Origin of the sequence: Litorivivens sp., assembly GCF_041625495.1 — a bacterium.
GTDB lineage: Bacteria > Pseudomonadota > Gammaproteobacteria > Pseudomonadales > Spongiibacteraceae > Litorivivens.
Map to the genome: position 1 here is coordinate 1 of NZ_JBFJTH010000072.1, position 18,503 is coordinate 18,503.

21 protein-coding genes and 1 tRNA gene are annotated in these 18,503 nt (G+C 56.5%); 13 read left to right on the forward strand and 9 right to left on the reverse strand.

What is annotated here, in order from left to right:
* Positions 1-63: 63 nt before the first annotated feature.
* The gene (locus tag ABYP39_RS10005) at positions 64-1,392 is read right to left on the reverse strand and encodes a hypothetical protein (RefSeq protein WP_372782351.1); all 1,329 of its coding nucleotides are present in this window, start codon (positions 1,390-1,392) and stop codon (positions 64-66) included.
* A gap of 362 nt (positions 1,393-1,754) precedes the next feature.
* On the opposite strand from ABYP39_RS10005, the gene ABYP39_RS10010 reads away from it, so the two are divergent.
* Positions 1,755-2,240, forward strand: coding sequence for a hypothetical protein (locus ABYP39_RS10010; protein WP_372749247.1), 486 nt, complete (start codon positions 1,755-1,757; stop codon positions 2,238-2,240).
* Between the two features lie 15 nt (positions 2,241-2,255).
* Here ABYP39_RS10010 and ABYP39_RS10015 read toward each other — a convergent pair whose 3' ends face one another.
* A complete protein-coding gene (locus ABYP39_RS10015) occupies positions 2,256-2,852 on the reverse strand; it encodes a TIGR04282 family arsenosugar biosynthesis glycosyltransferase (RefSeq protein WP_372782353.1) in 597 nt (198 codons plus the stop codon).
* A 4-nt stretch (positions 2,853-2,856) separates the two neighbouring features.
* The gene (locus ABYP39_RS10020) at positions 2,857-3,525 is read right to left on the reverse strand and encodes a TIGR04283 family arsenosugar biosynthesis glycosyltransferase (protein WP_372749245.1); all 669 of its coding nucleotides are present in this window, start codon (positions 3,523-3,525) and stop codon (positions 2,857-2,859) included.
* Positions 3,526-3,660: 135 nt separating this feature from the next.
* Here ABYP39_RS10020 and ABYP39_RS10025 point away from each other — a divergent pair.
* Together ABYP39_RS10025 and msbA are read left to right on the forward strand one after the other, a co-directional pair.
* Positions 3,661-3,737, forward strand: a tRNA-Arg gene (locus ABYP39_RS10025).
* Positions 3,738-3,804: 67 nt separating this feature from the next.
* Positions 3,805-5,559 carry a lipid A export permease/ATP-binding protein MsbA gene (gene msbA, locus ABYP39_RS10030; protein WP_372782355.1) on the forward strand — a complete coding sequence of 585 codons (1,755 nt, stop codon included), beginning with the start codon at positions 3,805-3,807 and terminating at the stop codon, positions 5,557-5,559.
* A gap of 6 nt (positions 5,560-5,565) precedes the next feature.
* Here the strand turns inward: msbA and ABYP39_RS10035 are convergent, their stop codons facing one another.
* Genes ABYP39_RS10035 through ABYP39_RS10045 form a run of 3 tightly spaced genes read right to left on the reverse strand, consistent with a single transcriptional unit; the run spans position 5,566 to position 7,815 of the window.
* Positions 5,566-6,192 (reverse strand): TetR/AcrR family transcriptional regulator, encoded by a 627-nt coding sequence (locus ABYP39_RS10035; protein WP_372750481.1) that lies wholly within the window; start codon positions 6,190-6,192, stop codon positions 5,566-5,568.
* Between the two features lie 16 nt (positions 6,193-6,208).
* Positions 6,209-7,129 carry an LLM class F420-dependent oxidoreductase gene (locus ABYP39_RS10040; protein ID WP_372782357.1) on the reverse strand — a complete coding sequence of 307 codons (921 nt, stop codon included), beginning with the start codon at positions 7,127-7,129 and terminating at the stop codon, positions 6,209-6,211.
* Positions 7,126-7,815, reverse strand: coding sequence for a methyltransferase (locus tag ABYP39_RS10045; protein ID WP_372760337.1), 690 nt, complete (start codon positions 7,813-7,815; stop codon positions 7,126-7,128). Before ABYP39_RS10045 ends, ABYP39_RS10040 begins: the two co-directional genes overlap by 4 nt.
* A gap of 53 nt (positions 7,816-7,868) precedes the next feature.
* Here ABYP39_RS10045 and ABYP39_RS10050 point away from each other — a divergent pair, with 53 nt between their 5' ends.
* From ABYP39_RS10050 to ABYP39_RS10060, 3 genes are read left to right on the forward strand one after another with little or no spacing between them, the layout of a single operon-like run.
* Positions 7,869-8,249: a cereblon family protein gene (locus ABYP39_RS10050; RefSeq protein ID WP_372782359.1), complete on the forward strand. Its 381-nt coding sequence runs from the start codon at positions 7,869-7,871 to the stop codon at positions 8,247-8,249.
* 38 nt (positions 8,250-8,287) lie between these two features.
* Entirely contained in the window at positions 8,288-8,995 is a 708-nt protein-coding gene (locus ABYP39_RS10055) for an RluA family pseudouridine synthase (RefSeq protein ID WP_372782361.1), read from the forward strand.
* Positions 8,973-9,467 (forward strand): DUF2244 domain-containing protein, encoded by a 495-nt coding sequence (locus ABYP39_RS10060; protein ID WP_372749552.1) that lies wholly within the window; start codon positions 8,973-8,975, stop codon positions 9,465-9,467. The genes ABYP39_RS10055 and ABYP39_RS10060 overlap by 23 nt, the downstream gene beginning before the upstream one ends.
* Positions 9,468-9,472: 5 nt before the next feature.
* Here ABYP39_RS10060 and ABYP39_RS10065 read toward each other — a convergent pair whose 3' ends face one another.
* Positions 9,473-10,342, reverse strand: a complete 870-nt coding sequence (locus tag ABYP39_RS10065) for a 2-keto-4-pentenoate hydratase (protein WP_372782363.1) — start codon at positions 10,340-10,342, stop codon at positions 9,473-9,475.
* A 105-nt stretch (positions 10,343-10,447) separates the two neighbouring features.
* Here ABYP39_RS10065 and rimO point away from each other — a divergent pair, with 105 nt between their 5' ends.
* From rimO to ABYP39_RS10085, 4 genes are read left to right on the forward strand one after another with little or no spacing between them, the layout of a single operon-like run.
* On the forward strand, positions 10,448-11,782 hold the full coding sequence (gene rimO, locus ABYP39_RS10070) for a 30S ribosomal protein S12 methylthiotransferase RimO (RefSeq protein ID WP_372782365.1): 1,335 nt from the start codon (positions 10,448-10,450) through the stop codon (positions 11,780-11,782).
* A gap of 2 nt (positions 11,783-11,784) precedes the next feature.
* On the forward strand, positions 11,785-12,498 hold the full coding sequence (locus ABYP39_RS10075) for a 16S rRNA (uracil(1498)-N(3))-methyltransferase (RefSeq protein WP_372764304.1): 714 nt from the start codon (positions 11,785-11,787) through the stop codon (positions 12,496-12,498).
* On the forward strand, positions 12,495-13,352 hold the full coding sequence (locus ABYP39_RS10080; protein ID WP_372782367.1) for a hypothetical protein: 858 nt from the start codon (positions 12,495-12,497) through the stop codon (positions 13,350-13,352). Before ABYP39_RS10075 ends, ABYP39_RS10080 begins: the two co-directional genes overlap by 4 nt.
* Positions 13,346-13,867, forward strand: a complete 522-nt coding sequence (locus ABYP39_RS10085; protein WP_372749847.1) for a hypothetical protein — start codon at positions 13,346-13,348, stop codon at positions 13,865-13,867. The genes ABYP39_RS10080 and ABYP39_RS10085 overlap by 7 nt, the downstream gene beginning before the upstream one ends.
* 35 nt (positions 13,868-13,902) lie before the next feature.
* Here the strand turns inward: ABYP39_RS10085 and ABYP39_RS10090 are convergent, their stop codons facing one another.
* Together ABYP39_RS10090 and ABYP39_RS10095 are read right to left on the reverse strand one after the other, a co-directional pair.
* Entirely contained in the window at positions 13,903-15,120 is a 1,218-nt protein-coding gene (locus ABYP39_RS10090) for a DegT/DnrJ/EryC1/StrS family aminotransferase (protein WP_372758887.1), read from the reverse strand.
* Positions 15,121-15,136: 16 nt separating this feature from the next.
* Positions 15,137-15,967: an SDR family NAD(P)-dependent oxidoreductase gene (locus tag ABYP39_RS10095; RefSeq protein ID WP_372749845.1), complete on the reverse strand. Its 831-nt coding sequence runs from the start codon at positions 15,965-15,967 to the stop codon at positions 15,137-15,139.
* Between the two features lie 106 nt (positions 15,968-16,073).
* Here ABYP39_RS10095 and ABYP39_RS10100 point away from each other — a divergent pair, with 106 nt between their 5' ends.
* From ABYP39_RS10100 to ABYP39_RS10110, 3 genes are all read left to right on the forward strand, one after another.
* The gene (locus tag ABYP39_RS10100) at positions 16,074-16,961 is read left to right on the forward strand and encodes an alpha/beta hydrolase (protein WP_372782369.1); all 888 of its coding nucleotides are present in this window, start codon (positions 16,074-16,076) and stop codon (positions 16,959-16,961) included.
* Positions 16,962-16,965: 4 nt separating this feature from the next.
* Positions 16,966-17,724: a crotonase/enoyl-CoA hydratase family protein gene (locus ABYP39_RS10105; RefSeq protein ID WP_372782371.1), complete on the forward strand. Its 759-nt coding sequence runs from the start codon at positions 16,966-16,968 to the stop codon at positions 17,722-17,724.
* A gap of 3 nt (positions 17,725-17,727) precedes the next feature.
* Positions 17,728-18,503, forward strand: a 776-nt coding sequence (locus tag ABYP39_RS10110) for a transporter substrate-binding domain-containing protein (RefSeq protein ID WP_372782373.1), incomplete at its 3' end; no start/stop codon positions are given.

Here is an 18,503-nt window from a genome sequence, read left to right on the forward strand (position 1 = left end):
CTGCTGGAAAAAGAAGGCTATAAGGTCAAACTGGCCGGCGGCTAACAGTCCAGCTATAAGGCATCACCCCGCTTTCTTGCCCGAGTTATCCGACACCAGTTTTATCCCCTCCTGCAAGGGCTCCGGCGGTGGCTCGCTGGGCTTAGCAAACAGTGAAAGCAGTCCCTGACACAACAATTGTTGGGCGCCAACCAGCCACAGCGCCATCATCAACACCCGCTCCAGCGCAAAGCTCGTTACCGGGCGCGCAGTGCGCAGCCAGTGTTCCAGCATGCATAACTGAAAGGCCAACAGCAGTGGCACGATATAAAGCAACGCCGCTGCAGTGTGCGCTGTCGCCTCGCTCCATCCTGCAATTGCCAGGGAGCTGGCAAACTTTGCAACCGGCAGCTGCATAGCGGAGTAACTCACACCAGCCAGCGCCGCGGCCGACAGGCCACCCAGCCAGAAGCGCCAACGCCGCCCCAATTCAGCTATGCGCGGTAAGGTATCGGTCCAGCGACAAGCACTGGCAAGCACAGTGCCGGCCAGCAACAAAGCCAACAGCACCAGACCAGGCCATGCCCGCTCCCATCCAGTGTGCAACTCTGAGGAGACAGGAACCAGTGACCCCAACATATCCAGCAGGTATACGCTCAACGCCACCGAAAACACCAGCGCGATCGTGGTGACAACGCCACTGGCTACGCCCCGCAGCGCACGGCGGCGGTGAGGCCCCTCAATCAACAGCGATTCGACAAAACCGGACGCTGCCACCAGCCGCTCTGAAGCGCGCTTCACATCGCACCAGTAGGCTTCAATATTACCCATCCGGTTGGTAATGCGGCGCCAGTAACGCTCGCTTTCCATCAGGGCACGCCCCCGCACAGCGGCCGCCCAGCGAAATTCCCGCAGGGTTTCCTCATGATGACTTTCGGCGGCGTCGAGCATCGCGCGCAATATTTTAGCCGTAGCAGGCTGCGCCCTGTCCCCGGGTAATTTGGCAATGGCATCGGCAGCCACCACCCACTCCGGCGCTTCCGGGCGCTCCATTCGGGCGCTGTCCAACTCCTGACTGGCTTTTGCAATCAGACCATCGGCGTCAGTGCACAGCGATTCCACCCGCTGCCAGCGAATCGACAAAAGCTGCATGAAATCGACAATGGACAGCCGATAGCGCATCTTCCCATAGTACTGCGCAAGCGTGGCAAAGGCCTGAACCGTAGCCTTATGACGAATTTTCAACCGTTCTGCCAGCGCTGTATGCGCTCTTGTCAGACGCGCCTGATAAACCACTAACAACGACTCGCAGCCGCGCCGGATCACCGCACGCTTCCAGGCGAGCAGCGTAAGAACAACCCCGGCAAATAGGCTCAGTAGCCACCAGGGCAACACTATTCCGGCTTCTGTCATGAATACTCCCATCGTTCAGCCTGCATCAACTGACCCGAAGATTGGCTTACCTGAAGCTTATCGGTATAACTCACCTATCGCTAGCCGTCCTTGCAAAACAATCACTTAGCAGGCAACCAGGGCATTGAACAGAGTCAATAGGTACTAGCACTTACCGCACATTTCCATATTTATTTTTAAAAAGTGAATCTAATCCACTAATAACTAAAAGATTTTTGACTTATGGTCGCAACTGTACTAAAACAGTTACAAGGGCGCAAAGTATTCACACTCTTTCGCTGGAGACAAACGGCTTTTACGCTGGTCATAACTAACAGGACAGGCAAAAAACGTTCGATTTTCGGCGCGGGGAAACCAAAGCCATGATGAATGTGTCTGAGCTGCGAGAACAGATCATTGGACCAACCCTGAAGTATCTGGGCATCCACTCTAACGTTGCGGAAGAGCTGCTACTGGGAACGGCCGCCCTGGAATCCCAGCTCAACCCGCTACACAAAGACGCCGATGGCGTCGGTATCTACCGCATCACACCTAAACAACATCGGCAGATTTGGGACGATTATCTCGCATTCAAACCCGATCTTGCCAGTCGTGTCAGAGGTCTGGCCAGCCAGCACCGCTTCCTGCAAGACCCGGACACAGAACTTAGCTGGAACCTCAGCTACGCAACTGCAATCGCATGGTTGATCTACCAACGCGAAGAAATCGTGCTACCCACCCCGGCAGAAGCAGATCAACTGGGCGCACTATGGCGCAAATGTTTTGGTCATCGCACCAATGCACGCAAATCCGAGAAACATTTCAATGGCTGGCTGCAGGAATACCGTCGCAGCCTAGTGGCCGCCTGACCGACAACCCTTGCACTAATCGCCCTCAAGTAAAACAAGGTCTTCGGGACGATCAATATCAGCCTGCGCCGGCATTTCCACCCAAGACCACTGTAACGCCTCTAACCTTCGTCGGGTTTCCTCCGCGACTAGGGAGCTACCCCAGGCTATGTTGCAAAACAACTCCGGGGCGTACCGTTTTAACCCCAGTGCCACATAGCCGCCGTCGTGAGCAGGTATCATTACCGCATCTGTCGTCTGCAAGTGCGACAACATGTCAGACAACAGTCGTCCTTTCACGCTCGGGCAGTCGGCGCCTACTAACACGACAGCCTCAGCGCACCGCAGTGATTGCCGAACCGCGTGACTCATCCGAGCGCCGAGATGGCGGCCTCGCTGCTGCTTAATGGCAAAGCCATGGCGCTGCGACAGATCGGCAAAGTGGCTGTGCAGCGCCGTCACATGAAGTTCGACGGAGCATGCAGACGGCGCCTGCGCCAGATTTGCACAGCAGGTCTCGAGCAGTTTGCAGTGCAGAGCCAGACACTCGGCGGAGGTCAACACACGCTGCATTCGAGTTTTCACCTGCCCAAGGATAGGCGCCTTGGCGAACAGGCAAATCGTCACTTCCACTGCATCAACTCCCGTAATAACGCTTATGCAAAGTGGTTGGCGACACGCCCAGCACAAAGAGCAGGCGCAGATACCACATTAGCACCATCGTGCGGATCACCCCTGCCTGCTGCCAGCGCCGGCTCGAGGAAACGACAGGCGAAGGCCAAATGTAGGGTTTTGCCAATTTCCGCAGTTGTTTGCTGATCGCTACATCCTCCATCAGCGGTAACGGCGGATAACCATCGACGCGCTGAAACACATCGCGCCGAATAAAAATGGTTTGATCCCCGGTCGCCACAGAAGTCAGTCGGCTGCGCCAATTCATCATGCGCGCGATCACCCTCAACATTGGCGAACCCGGCTGCAGTTCCACCGGGAAAAAGCCCCACAGCGGCGACTCACGACCCAAAGTCTCCACGAAATCGGCAAAGTTTCCTGGCAGGCGGGTGTCCGCATGCAGAAACAGCAGAGCACGCCCCCGAGCGCTACTGGCGCCGGCATTCATCTGTGCGGCTCGTCCGCGAAACCCTGTAACGACCTGATCAGCCCATGTTTCAGCAATACCAACGCTGTTGTCCTGGCTACCGCCATCAACAACAATCCACTCAACGCCAGGTAGGTTGCGGTTGGGGCTGCGTCCCAGGCACGCGAGGTTATCCGCTTCATTGAGCACCGGGAGAATAATGCTCACACTAATATGCAAAACGATACGCCCAAAAGGCTCTCAGTATGCAGATTGGCCTTACACGTGCCAAGCTTACACACACTCTCTGGTGTTCACGGTTGGACTGTTGCCTCGCTCAGGCTAGAATAGCCGCCTTTATCGGCCCCGGTGGCACAGCTGGATAGCGCGGTCCCCTCCTAAGGGACAGGTCTCAGGTTCGAATCCTGACCGGGGCACCACTTACACAGTCGCGGAACGGCATTGCCTGTTCTGATAATTGACGCAAGCTAATCGGGGATTCCAGATTTGGCCAGCACGCAAACGGGGCAAGACGGCTGGCAGGTGTACATGCGCCTGCTTAAATACCTAAAACCTCTCATACTGCCTTTTTCACTCAGCATCCTTGGGTATCTCGTATTCGCGGCCACCACACCAGCCCAGGCAAAAATGCTGGAGCTGCTCGTAGACGCGATTGAAAATAAAGATCACGACGCTCGCTATTACATTCCACTGGCCATAGCCGGGGTGTATCTGGTGCGCGGCATAGGCACATTCCTGGGCACCTATTTCATGGCGCTGGTGGGCACCCGCATCGTGACTCAGCTGCGCACGGAGGTGTTTGGCCACCTGATGCGTTTGCCCGTAAGCTACTACGATAGCGAAAACAGCGGCCAGATTGTTGCCCGTACGGTGTTCAACACCGGCTTGGTCACCGATGCCGCCACAGACGCACTGCGCACATTGATCCGCGAGGGTTTTACGGTTATCGGTTTGCTGGCCTACGCGTTCTATCTCAACTGGAAACTGTCCCTGATATTTCTCGCCATTGCGCCGCTACTGGCCATTATTGTGGCGTCAGTCGGCCGCCGTCTTCGCAAGCTCAGCAGCAAAGTGCAAGATTCGGTGGCGGATATCACCCAAGTCTGCTCCGAAGCCATTACCGGCAGCCGTATGGTGAAAACCTTCCTTGGTGAGCAGCGCGAAACCGATCGCTTTGTCAGCGTGAACGAACGCAACTACCGCCAGCAAATGAAAATGGTGAAAGTGCAGGCCATCAACACGCCAGTGATGCAGCTCATTATTGTACTGGCGATGGGCATCATCGTTTTTCTGATTCTGGCGCCTGAGTTTCTTTCGCAGATGACTACCGGTCAATACGTTGCCTATATCACCACCATCGGCCTGATACCAAAACCGGTACGACAGCTGTCAGGTGTAAACGCAATCATTCAAAAAGGTATCGCCGCAGCTATCAACATTTTCAACGTGCTGGATCTTGCACCGGAGAAAAACACCGGCACCCGACGCATTGAAAAGCTCAACGGTGAGATAGACGTTCGCGATCTGCGTTTTGGCTATGAAGGCAGTGATGTACCCGCCCTGAAAAATATCAGCTTCACTGCGCAACCGGGCACGGTAACCGCTCTGGTCGGGCGCTCTGGCAGTGGTAAGTCAACGCTGGCCTCGTTGTTCGCCCGGTTTTACGATTATGAGCAAGGCCAGATTCTGGTCGACGGTGTCGATATTCGCGAATACGACCTCTACGACTACCGCGCCCAGCTGGGTATCGTTACCCAGAATGTTGTTCTGTTCAACGACACCATTGCCAACAATATTGCCTACGGCTGTAACGCGGCTCTCGGCGACGAACAGGCTGTTCGTCGCGCCGCCGATGCGGCATACGCCACGGAGTTTATCGAGCGCCTTCCAGAGGGTTTCGACACTCTGGTCGGTGAAGGCGGCCTTAAGCTGTCTGGTGGACAACGTCAGCGTCTGGCTATTGCTCGCACGCTACTTAAGAACACGCCATTGCTGGTACTCGACGAAGCCACCTCAGCCTTGGACAACGAATCTGAGCGCGCCATACAAAACGCGTTAACCGATTTTATGAAAAGCCGCACAACCCTCGTCATTGCCCACCGCCTGTCAACCATCGTGAACGCCGATCAAATTCTGGTCATGGACGGCGGCGAAATTGTGGAGCGTGGCAGCCACGCTGAGTTGCTGGCCCTGGGTGGCTACTATGCCACCCTCTATGAACAGGGCTTTGAAGAAACCTGAGCGCAATCAGCTCACGTGTGCGGCACTGAGAATGCCGCACAGGGCGTCAACAAGATTGCCGGCAAAGCTGTCCAGGCCGGCGATCTGATAACGCCCTTCACGCAGTCCTCGCTCGAAGGCCGCTACGCTGTGAATCATGCAAGCCCCCATCATCAGCTGACGCTGTTGACGTAGCAGCGGGTCGCTCGCCGGCACGAAAGGCTCCAGCCGATTACTGATTTCCAATACACGCTGCTGCCAGGGCTTATTCCGATTTTCGTTTTCCAGAAAGGCGGGAAAACTCACCTGCAGCCGCGCCAGAAATTCGATGTAGTGGCTGTCCGGCCCAGCTGAACGAATATGCTCCATCATGGGCACAACCAGACAGCGCACCAGCTCACGCATATTATCGCCCGCGCCGCTATTGTCCGCTTCGCGGAGCATCCCTTCGCGCACCTGCTCAATGCCGCTCATGCGATACTCTAAAATGGCGCTGAACAAACCCTCGCGATCACCAAAGTGATACTGCAGGGCGGCGACATTCTTTTGCCCTGCGGTACGGGCAATTTCCCGCAACGAGACAGATTCAATTCCCTTACTGGCAAACAATTGTTCTGCCGTCAGAATCAGGCGCTCGCGGGTGCCCTCGGGCATTAGCACAGTCACCTAGTTATGCCTGCATCTCACTGGCGAGAAACTCCAGAGTGCGATCGAACTGCCCCGGCTCCAGCTCCATCACCGCCGCATTCAGGTCTGTCACACCGGCATCACGCAATGACTGCAACTCCTTCCGCAAGGTGGCTTCATCGCCCACCAAGGCAATGTCACCAGGCCCCGAAGCACCTTCGCGTTCCAGCATAGCCTTGTAGGAGGGCAGCTGACCGTACAGGGCCAGCTGCTCGGCAATCGTTGCTCGCGCAGCGTCTGGCTTGTCGGTGAGGACAACAGGCAAGCCCGCCACCACACGTGGCGTCGGCCGCCCTGCCGCCGCAGCGGCCTGCGTGATGGTTGGAACAATATGATTGGCCAGGGTTTTGGCTCCGGTCATCCACGTAATCGTGCCTTCCGCCAGCCGGCCCGCAATATTAAGCATGCGCGGCCCCAGTGCGGCGACGATGACCGGGGGCTTACTCGGGGCATCGTGCACTTTGAAGGTCGCATTCACGCGATATTGGGCGCCGGCGTGGCTGGTTGATTCGCCGGCCAACAAAGGCTGCAACACTTCCAGATACTCTTCCATATGGCTGGCAGGCTTGCTGTAGTCCAGACCAAACATGTCTTCAACAACGAACTTATGCGACAGGCCAATGCCCAGCACAAAGCGCCCCCCCGCAGCCGCCTGACTCGTCAGCGCCTGCTGCGCCATCGCCACCGGATGACGTGGATAGGTCGGGGTAACCGCCGTGCCCAATTCCAGCGACTGGGTAGCATAGCCAACAATACCCAGAGTGGAGATTGCATCCAGCCCAAAAATATTCGGCATCCAGCAACTGGCAAAGCCGCGCGCTTCGACGTCTTGCGCGATATTAATGAGATTATTCAAGGTAACTTCAGGACCGCTGCTGAGCCCGATTTTTATGCCAATTTTCATTGCGTTGTCCCCGTTATCTGTCGATGCCCGCCATAATACAGGCTGACATGTGAAAATTCCTCGGATTCGGCCAGATCCGGCACGGTAAACGCGCGCTGCCCACCCAGGCGGACATAACCGGGTTCTGAGAAATCGCGGATCCGCGAGTCCGCCAGCAGAACCTCATCAGCACGCTGTAAAAAACTTTTCAGTAGTGGCAGGTTGGCGCGGTCATAGAGCACGTCGGCAACAATCAGGAGATCGCAAGGCCCCTCGTAATCATTCGCATCGGCAACGTAATCCAGCGTCACATCATTTAACGCCGCGTTAAGCGCACTGGCCCGCAAAGCATCCGCGTCGAGATCACAGGCAATAACCCGCTCAGCGCCTGCCAATGCCGCCGCTACGCCAACAACGGCGGACCCACAACCAAAATCCATCACCGTTTTACCCGCCACCCAGTGCGGGTTATCCAACACAAACCGCGCCAACACCTGGCCGCTCGCCCAGCAAAAACACCAGTACGCGGGGTTATCCATCAACCACCGAATTTCCTCGTCGCTGAGCGCATGCTGGGGGTAATCTTCGTTAAGCAGGAACAGTTCGATTTCGGGCACCAGTGGCAGCCTGGTTTGCTCGATGCGTGCACCGCGCACAGAGCGCTCCACCAGCGCCGTCAATTCGGCATTAAGACCTTTGCGAGACAAGAATCGCCATCCTATACTGAGCATTATGGGTAGACAGCGGAGCATTGTAGCCAATGGTCACTGAAGACACGATACTCCCGAGTTGGCTGGACGACTGTCTGAGCATGGAAGAGCGCCAACCTGAAGACTTCATTCTGTGCAGTCTCTGCCTGTCCCCTATTACCCATAAAGAGGCGCGACTCAGTGTGCAGGGCGCGCACGAACACCGGGTGGTCAACCCCCACAACATCACCTTCCAGCTTGCCTGCTTTGACACCGCCCCCGGCTGCTCAATTAGTGGCGAACCCACCCCTGCCTTCAGCTGGTTTCGCACGTTTTACTGGCAATACGCCACCTGCAGCGAGTGCCACGAGCATATGGGGTGGTACTACGAGAACCCGGATCACGACAGTTTTTTCGGGCTTATTATCAGTCGCCTGGCCATTTCCGGTTGATTTCCAACGGCGTAAAATCTGCCATTTGCGAGACGGCTGTGTCTGACTTTCGGGTACCCTACTGCCAAGAAAATTACCGCCTTGTATTCAGCGACAAGCAACTGCTGGTCGTGGATAAACCCGCAGGGCTGCTCAGTGTTCCGGGGCGCCACCCGGACAACCAAGATTCACTGATCGGTCGCGTTCAGCGGCACTACCCGGAGGCCCGCATCGTTCATCGCCTGGATATGGCCACTTCTGGCCTGATGCTGATGGCGCGCGATGCAGACACTCACCGGCAGTTGTCAAAGCTATTTGAGCGACGCCAGATCCAAAAGCGCTACCTGGCAGTTGTCGCGGGCACCACCGCCTTGCAGGGCAGTATTGGTGTGCCGTTAATCTGTGACTGGCCTCGACGACCACGGCAGAAAGTCGATTGGCAGAATGGCAAAAAAGCCCTGACCCGCTTTCGGCGACTGCATAGTGAGTCAGCCCAAAGCACTGTTGTGCTGGAACCGGTCACCGGACGCTCCCACCAATTGCGTTTGCATATGGCGCATATCGGGCATCCGATCCTCGGTTGTGAATTCTACGCACCGGACACCGTGCGCAGACGTGCTAACCGCCTGCTGCTCCATGCCACCCAACTGGGTTTCACACATCCGGCATCGGGAGAGTGGCTGACACTGGACTCCCCTGCCCCGTTTAGTAACGCCTCCCTGACGCCTTTGACGGATCGCGCCCATGATCGAACTGCAAGCGTGTGACAGCGGCCACTGCCTGATTCTGAAACCCAACCGGTCTGCCGACTGGCAGACCAATCAACGGCTGATTGTTGCAGTAGCACTGATAAGTATCGTCATTGCCAGTGCCTTTGCCGCCATCGGCGCCTGGCTGATACTGCCCTTCGCCGGGCTGGAAGTTATCGCGCTGGGTGCGGCCCTGTATCGGGTAAACCTGAACCTGCACTACCGCCAGATACTCTGGTTTTCAGGGGAATCATTGATCATTGAAAAGGGCGTATATCGCCCCAGACAGCGCTGGCGCTGGACTCGGATCGATACCGCTATTCACGTCTGTGAAGATAATCGGCTGATACTGAAGCTAAGCAATGGCAGCAACAGCATCTCCATCGGCGAATTTCTGACTGAGGAAGATTTGCGACAGGTGCTGTCCACCTTGAAAACACTCGGCCTGAGGGTTAGAGGTCACAGCAGCGACTGTCAGCTCAATGCCTGAGGTCGTCAGTTCACCTGCAGGCGGATTTCCCCCAAACCACTGAATCGCGCCTCATAGATACCGGCCTCTAGGGGAGTCATCTCACCCATCGCGCCCGTCAGCAGCACTTGGCCGGGCTGAAGTACCCAGCCCTGCTCCACAAGCGTGTTAATCATCCAGAACAGCGCGCGCCACTGATTGCCCATTACCTGGGTAGCCTCTCCGCGTTCGATAAATTTCCCGTCGTGGTGCAGGCGCGCGCGCACCGCGTTGACATCGACCCCGTCTACCGACAGCGGTGCGCCCAGCACGTAATAGCGCGCGCCGACATTGGCGGCAACAATCGCCTCACCTGTGATTCCCACTTCACTGTCGAAACCCAGATCCGGCAACTCCACCGCGGGCATGATCTCGGACACCACATATTGTACTTCCGAAACATCTGCCAGTTGTTCCGGGATCAGCGTATTGATCTTGAACGCCAATTCCATTTCCAGCATGGGTTTGCGGAATGAACTCCGGTTGACCTCGGTAATATCGCCATTGAAGATCAGCCCCGTATCTGGCCAGAGTACCCCGGCAACAGGCCCTCGCAGGCCAAAACGCTGTTGACCGGCCAACGTGGTCAGGCCGGCCTTGAAGCCAGAGGGCGCGCGCCCCATCAGTGCGCTATCAACCTTTCTTTTCTGCGCGCCGTAAGCCGCAGCAAGATTGTTAGCCTCATTGGCGGCGACAGATAACTGGGGCGGTTCAAATGGGCCGGAAGCCTTGGCCGGCGCCTGCTGCGCTGGCGGCAACAGTATTGGCGCCGTGCTGCAGCCCGTCAGCAGCACTGTTGTGAGCGCCCCTATCAGCAGCAACCGGCGCCTGCCAACTCCCCTGAACCCATTTTCCACACTGCTCTCCTTATTTCGCACCTCGCCCAGCTGGCATGGCTGTCACAGACCGGCTCAGGTAGAATACTGCCCCCTGATCACGCTTGCTCAACACCCGAGGTTTTTATGTCCAATTCCAAAGTCGGCTTTGTCAGTCTGGGCTGCCCCAAAGCCCTAGTCGACTCCGAGCGCATTCTCACCCAGCTGCGTCTCGACGGCTATGACATAGTACCCAGTTACGAAGACGCCGACGTGGTCGTGGTCAACACCTGTGGCTTCATCGACAGCGCCAAACAGGAATCGCTGGATGCCATCGGTGAAGCCATGAATGAAAATGGCAAGGTGATTGTGACCGGCTGCATGGGCAAGGGCAAGGATGCACAGACCATCCAGCAGGCGCACCCCGGTGTATTGAGCGTCAGCGGTCCCGCCGACTACGAACAGGTGGTTGGCGCGGTACATCAATTTGTTCCCAGCCAGAACCAGAATACGTCGGCGTACAACCCGCATCTGGAACTCGTACCCAATATCAAACTGACACCGCGCCATTATTCCTACCTGAAAATTTCCGAAGGCTGCAACCATCGCTGCAGTTTCTGCATTATTCCATCCATGCGTGGCGACCTCGTTTCCCGTCCAATTGCGAACGTGGTAGCCGAGGCAAAACAGCTGGTTGACGGCGGCACCCGGGAGCTGCTGGTCATTTCTCAGGACACCAGCGCTTACGGCGTGGACCTGAAGTACAAACTCGACTTTGTGGACGGCAACGCGCTGGAAACCCGCATGCAGGATCTTGCTGTTGCGCTGGGTGAACTTGGTGTCTGGGTGCGATTACATTACGTGTACCCCTATCCGCATGTAGACAAGGTCATCCCGCTGATGGCTGAAGGCAAAATACTGCCCTACCTGGACATTCCCTTTCAGCATGCCAGCCCGCGTATTCTCAAACTGATGAAGCGCCCCGGGAATCAGGAAAAAACCCTCGAGCGCATCAAAGCCTGGCGCGAGATCTGCCCCGATCTGGTGATTCGCTCCACCTTTATCGTAGGATTTCCAGGCGAAACCGAAGAAGATTTCCAGATGCTGCTCGACTGGCTTGAAGAGGCACAACTCGACCGGGTGGGTTGTTTCCAATACTCGCCGGTGGACGGGGCCAGCGCCAACGATCTGCCCGACCCGGTACCCGACGACATCAAGCAGGAACGCTGGGAGCGGTTTATGGAGACCCAGCAGCGCATTTCGAGTGCCCGCCTGCAACAACGGATCGGTCAGCAACTGGAAGTACTGATCGATGAGGTAGACGAAGAAGGCGCCATTGGCCGCAGCTACGCCGATGCGCCGGAAATTGACGGCAAGGTCTATCTCGACGGCGTAACCGACTTGCGGCCAGGCGATGCCTTGCTCGTGGATATTGTAGACGCTGACGAATACGATCTCTGGGGCGTTCCCAGCGCCGCCTGACCATGAATCTGCTTCTGCTCCACAAGCACGAGCTGCAAAAGGATGGCAGTGTAATCCTTAGGGACAGCCGCCATCACCATATTCGTACGGTACTGAAAAGTGCTGCGCGCGATACGCTCAAAGTCGGGATACTCAATGGAGATACCGGAAGCGCGGTCGTTGGCCACAGCAATGAGCGCGAAACACGTCTGATTGATATTCACTGCACCAGCTCACCGCCTGCCAAACTGCCCATCACGCTGATACTGGCGCTACCCCGCCCCAAAGCTGCACGCCGCATTTGCCGAACTGCAGCAGAGCTGGGAATAGAGCAGCTGATTCTGCTGAACAGCTACCGGGTAGAAAAATCTTACTGGCAGAGCCCCCTGCTTACCCAAGAAAAAATCACCGGTTACTTTCGCGAAGGACTGGAACAGGCCGGAGACACCGTGCTGCCTATTGTGCAGTTTGAAAAGCGCTTCAAACCCTTTGTGGAAGACCACCTGCCGGCGCTGTGCCAGAACAAGCGGGCCCTGATCGCCCACCCCTACAGTGACAGCTGCTCGCCACCGCCGGCCCCAGAGCCAACCATACTGGCGGTCGGTCCGGAGGGCGGCTTTATTCCCTACGAAGTCGAAAAACTGCGCGGGGCGGGTATGCAATGTATGACCTTGGGCCAGCGCATTCTGCGGGTTGAAAGTGCGGTGCCTACCCTGCTGGCCAAATTATTCCCGTGAAGATCATTCTCAGCCGCAAGGGCTTTGACAGTTCGGCTGGCGGCTGCCCCAGCCCAATCTTGCCGGACGGCCGACTTTTATCGCTACCCATTCCCGATGAGGGGTCGAATATCCACTACGGCGATCTACCACTGCCCGACGGCCTTATCCGCGATCTGAGTCGCGGCAAATTATCCTTATCCAGCGGGGCCCACCTGGACCCTGATGTGGTTAGGCAGAGCCTTAAACGCAAGCGCGGCTGGCGACCACTGTTTGGCCAGCACGGTGCCGCACAAAGTCATTTACGCAACCAGGGAGTGGACGTCGGTGATCTGTTTTTATTTTTCGGGTTGTTCCGCCGCGTCATCCATGAGGCTGGGCGCTGGCACTGGGATCAAACCGCACAGCCACGACACATACTGTGGGGCTGGTTTCAGGTGGCCGATATCATAAACCTCACAGACAACACCAGATTACCGCGCTGGGCCCACTACCACCCGCACTGCGGGCGCGAGGATTTTCAACACAACACTCTCTACGTGCCTAGAGCGGAACTGCAACTCGGCCCAGCGCCCACCGGGATACCGGGAGCTGGCATCTTTCCCCGCTATTCACCGGTCTTACAGCTCACCGCACCCAATGCCAACGCTGTATCACACTGGCAACTTCCCCGCTGGTTTTATCCCTCGCAAGGCAAGCCCTCATTGAGCTATCATCAGGGCCTTGACCGCTGGCAGCGATGTTCGCGCTGGACCACATTGCAGGCAGCTGCCCGCGGACAGGAGTTTGTACTGGATACCACTTATTACCCCAAGGCTCGGCCCTGGGCGAAGCAACTTATCGAGGACACCTGCGGATTGGAACCGGCATGCTGAAGTTCACGAGAATTCTGTATTTTGTGAGTAGTCATCTGCCCTGCAAAATTATTCGCGGCGACAAGGAACACCCGTATCTGGAGCGTTACTACCTGTGCTCCTTGCTCGGCCGGCGCTTTTACCTACACCGTTTTCTCGGCGGTGATGTGGATGAAAGTCTGCACAACCACCCGTGGAAGCAATCCAACGCTCTGTTGTTGACCGGTGGCTATCTGGAGTACACAGCTGAGCGCAACACCCCGGATAACTATAACAACATGGCCGTTACATCACGGCAGCTCAAGGCAGGCAGCTTCAACCGCATCGACAGTGAATGCCTACACCGCATCGTGGAAGCAAAACCGGAAACCTGGACCCTGTTCTGGCACACCATTCCACGCATTCAGCCCTGGGGTTTTGTGGTGGAAGAAGAACGTGGCAACCGCTTTGAAGAGTACGCCAAAGGGCGTGGACCGGACTGGTACAAGCGCGCACCACGCGGCAAGCACTGCCCGGAACGCCTGGCCTATCGCTAGAGCGTTATTTCAACGCGTTATTGAACAGCCCTTAGCTATCCGCGCTGAAGTGCTATCCACTCTTCTATAACCTCGTAAAGATAGTCACAATCGTCATCCGTCATTGTCGGATGACAGGGAAGCATCAAGCCATATTCCATTACCTGGTCTGCCGCGGGCATGCCCTCAGCGGGGGCACGATATTCCACACCCCGCATCATCGGCTGGCGTACTGCATTGCCCGAGAATACCACCCGCGTAAATATACCGTTGTCTTCAAGATAAACCTGCAACGAACGCCTACTCCAGCCCAACTCCCGACGTAATTGCACCGGGTAGCAAATCCAGGTGGTGACCACACCTTCAAGCAACCGGGGTGTGATAAAAATATCGCTGTGTTTGGCGAGGAAGGCGGTGTGTTTCTCAAACAAATTTCTGCGCAGCGTGCTGAATGTATCCAGCTTGTTCAGTTGCTCAATACCGAAAGCCGCGCCTGCCTCACTAGGAATAAAACCGTAGGCTATATCTTCAAAGATAAACATGCCGTCGTACTCCACCCCGTCCATCTCTTCAAGAAAACGGCCATCGCTTTCCTGCATTTTGGTGCCGTAGAGGTACTTCTCTGACGAACGCCCCCAGGCGCGTAGCGATAGCCCCCTATCCAAAAGTGCATCATCGTTAAAGCAGACCATCCCGCCATTACCCAGGCACGTAATGATGTGAAAGATAGAAAAACTGGTAACCGATATATCGGCACGCTCCCCCGAAGGCCGGCCGCGAAAACTGCCACCGAGCGTATCGCAACTGTCCTCAATCAAGATTAGCTGGTGTTTGTCGGCCAGCGCACGCAAGTCATCCCAGTCCGGCATTCCACCGACGAGGTTGGGCACCAACAGCGCTCGGGTCTTGTCGCTGATCATCGCTTCAATCTTTTCGACATCCACTTGATAGGTATCCGCTTCAACATCCACAAATACCGGCACGTAGCCAGCACAAACAATACTGGAAATATCGGTACCAAAGGTCAGTGTCGGGGTAATAACTTCGCTGCCTTTGGGCAGGTCCAGCATACGCATGGTCAGCAACAGTGCCGAACTACCCGAATTAACCATCACGCCGTGTTTGTGACCCATCAGCTGCGCTACGCGCTTTTCAAAGGTCATCACTTTTTCACCGACAGCCATGCCGGTCTTCATTACGCCGACCACTGCATCGATTTCTCGCTGGTCGAGCATGGCTCCACCGTATCGGATTTCTCGCTTCACTGATGGCATGTCAATTCCCTCCGGCTTAATCCAGCAACTGAGTTGGTGTCTTGTCATCAAGAAAATTTCGTACGGCATGCTGGGAAATCGCGGTGATCGCCTGTTCCCGCGGCAAACTGTTTAGCTGGGATTGATTGTCGCGATTGTGCACCCCACACACATGACTGGGTTCGCGGCCCAGCGCAGCCAGCCCTTCTTCGACCACCTCCTCCGGCGTCTGGTAGACACTGTGCTGGCCCTCACCCCGTTCAACCGCAGCCGCTACCGCTGGCGACAGCGTCATACCAGCCACACAGGCCAGTACATCCACATGGTAGGGTTTAAATTCGAACCATAGTGATTCAGCCAAGACAATGCTGTAGGCCTTGGTTGCCGCGTAGTGGGCGTAGTAAGGCGCTCCCTGGAACCCCGATCCTGACGACATCAGCACAATACCACCGCGTTTGCGAGCCAGCATGGGCTTGGCGAAGTGATACACCATGCTCAGGGGCGACAACATATTCACCTGCGCCTTGATCAATTCGTTTTCGAGACTACCCTGCTGTTTATAGAACGGCCCAACATCCGCCATTGCCGCGTTGTAGACCAGTAGACCCACCTCTCGTTCACCCACTGCAGCAGTAACACTAGCCAGCACATCAGGGTTAGCGAGATCCGCAACTAAAGGTTCACACGAAACGTCATGCGCAGCGGCAATATCGCGACAGGCGTTATGCAACAACTGTACTTCGCGATCGAGTACCAGGAGGTTTAATCCCTCCTCCGCCAGCCGCTCAGCCCATGCCCGCCCGATACCTTGCGCACCGCCGGCTATCAATGCCCACGGTCCATACTGTTCAGCTATTTTCCGGCCCATGCGTTTTTCTCTCGCTTATTATTTTGATACGTTTTTATTCAGCAGGTTGTTATCACATAGTCTACTGTGACAAGGTAAACCCATAACAAAGCCTGACACAATCATCATGCTCTCAAATCAGTATCGGCAATTACGCGCAGCCCTCCAACCAGGCCTTGCAAACCCGGCGGACCCCGTATACCTGGTTCGGGACAAGATGCACGCGATACACCCCACCGCCACTCCCGATGATGCGCAGGTCAACGAGCTCGTGAACAGCCCCGTTTATGCTGTCAGCGTACAAACCCCTCAGCTTCGCGATGATGACAGCGCGGTAATGATGGTGCACGGCGGCGCCTTTGTATCGACGTCAGTAGAGCATTATGTGCCCTACGCCGCCGCCTTGAGCCGTTTTTTTCAGCGCCCGGTGGTTGTGTATGCCTATCGTCTGGCCCCGGAACATCCCTTTCCGGCGGCTCTGGACGACAGCCTCGCGGTATATCAATTCTTACTGGAACGCTTTGCACCCCATAAACTGGCTGTTATTGGTGACTCCTGTGGCGGGGGTATCGGCTTGAGCATGCTGTGTGAACTCAAAGATCGTAAGCTCCCTTTGCCTGCAGCCTACGCCGGCCTTACACCGTGGCTGGATCTCACCATGAGCGGCACGGCCGCCGTGCAAGACACGGGCGATGACCCTTTTGTCTGTACTGAATGGATTCGCGCGCGCGGACTCGATTACGCCGCTGACACACCGACCAACCACCCCCGCGTATCCCCTCTGTTTGCTGACCTACGAGACTTGCCACCGCTGTATTTCGCGTCTGGTAGCCAAGACATCACCCGCGATGATTCCCGGCGCGCGGCGGCCCTGGCCAGTGAGGCCGGAACAAGCGTGGTCCTCGATATTGCCCCCGGCATGATTCACGGTTACCACGGCCTGAGCGCGCTGGCACCGGAGTGCGCGGCAGGTTGCCAGCGCATTGCCGATTTTCTGAACGCACACCTGGAATAGATCAATGGTTACTGTAGAACAGAGCGACAACGTCGCCATCATCACCCTGAACCGCCCGGATTTTCGAAATGCGATCGATACCGACACCGGCATTGCCCTGTGGCAAGCGGTGCAAGAATTTGAAGAAAACGACGCTGCAGCGGTGGCGGTCGTAACCGGCGCCGGCGGTCATTTCTGCGCCGGCGCAGACTTGAAAGCCTTGGACAAGGGCATTCCTTGGAACCCGAACTTTGGTCATGGGCCGCTAGGCCCAACCTGGCATACCCCCTCCAAGCCCGTTATTGCTGCGGTAGAGGGTTACGCCGTGGCGGGTGGGCTGGAACTCGCTCTGTGGTGCGATTTGCGCGTTGCCGCAGACAGTGCCGTGTTTGGCGTATTCTGCCGCCGCTGGGGTGTACCTCTGATAGACGGCGGCACTGTGCGCTTGCCGCGACTCATCGGCGAAAGCCGCGCCATGGACTTAATCCTGACCGGGCGAGCTTTGGACGCTGACGAAGCTTATACAATCGGTTTGGCCAATCGTCGCTGCGCCGATGGCCAGGCACTGGCAACTGCGCTGGAACTTGCGCGGCAGATAGCCCGACACCCGCAGGCCTGTATGCTTTCCGACCGTACCTGTGTTCAGCAGGCCGCTGGAAAACCATTTGCCGAGGCCATGCGTACCGAAGGAGAGCTGGGCTGGCAATATTTGCAATCACGGGGCTTCGCCGATGGTGTATCACAATTTGTTAAAGGCGCAGGGCGCCATGGCGAAGGCAGCTAAGCCATGAAGATACCCTTGCTGTTGCTGGCATGTGGCCTGCTGTATGGCTGTGCGCAAGACGAGGGTGCCACGACTGAAGACACCACATTGAAAGTGGTAACACGCAATGCCCCGACCACTTATTACTTCAACCAGGATCAGCGCGTGGTAGGTCCGGAACACGATCTGGTCATGGCCTTTGCAAAAGACCAGGGGCGAACCGTTTCCTTTGTGGTGGTGGACACCGTCGCCGACGTACTTCAGGTACTGGAAGAGGGAAAAGCCGACCTGGCAGCTGCAGGGTTGAGTATCACTGACGAACGCAAATCTCGTTTTCTATTCTCGCAACACTACCGCAGTATCCAGCAGCAAGTAGTCTGTCGGCGCGGCGAAAAGAAGGCGCGCGATGTGGCCGGGTTAACGCAGATTAACTTGGCAGTTAGCACCGAAAGCGCTTACGAGTACACACTCAAAACTCTGAAGAAAACGCACCCAAAGCTACAGTGGCAGAGTCGCGACGCCGACAGCGAACAGCTGCTGCGCGAGGTCTGGGAGAAACAGATCGATTGCACGGTGGCCGATTCTCATATCGTTGCGGTGAATCGGCGCTACATGCCTGAATTGTTGGTGATGTTTGACCTGCAAACCGAAGATACACTGGTCTGGGCCATGCCGAGAGAGGCCACCGGACTGAAACGCGCGGCTGATCGTTTTTTTAACAGCGAGGCCGGCGACAGAGCACTGCAGCTGGTGGAACACCGCTACTACAGCTACATAGACAATTTTGACTTTGTGGACAC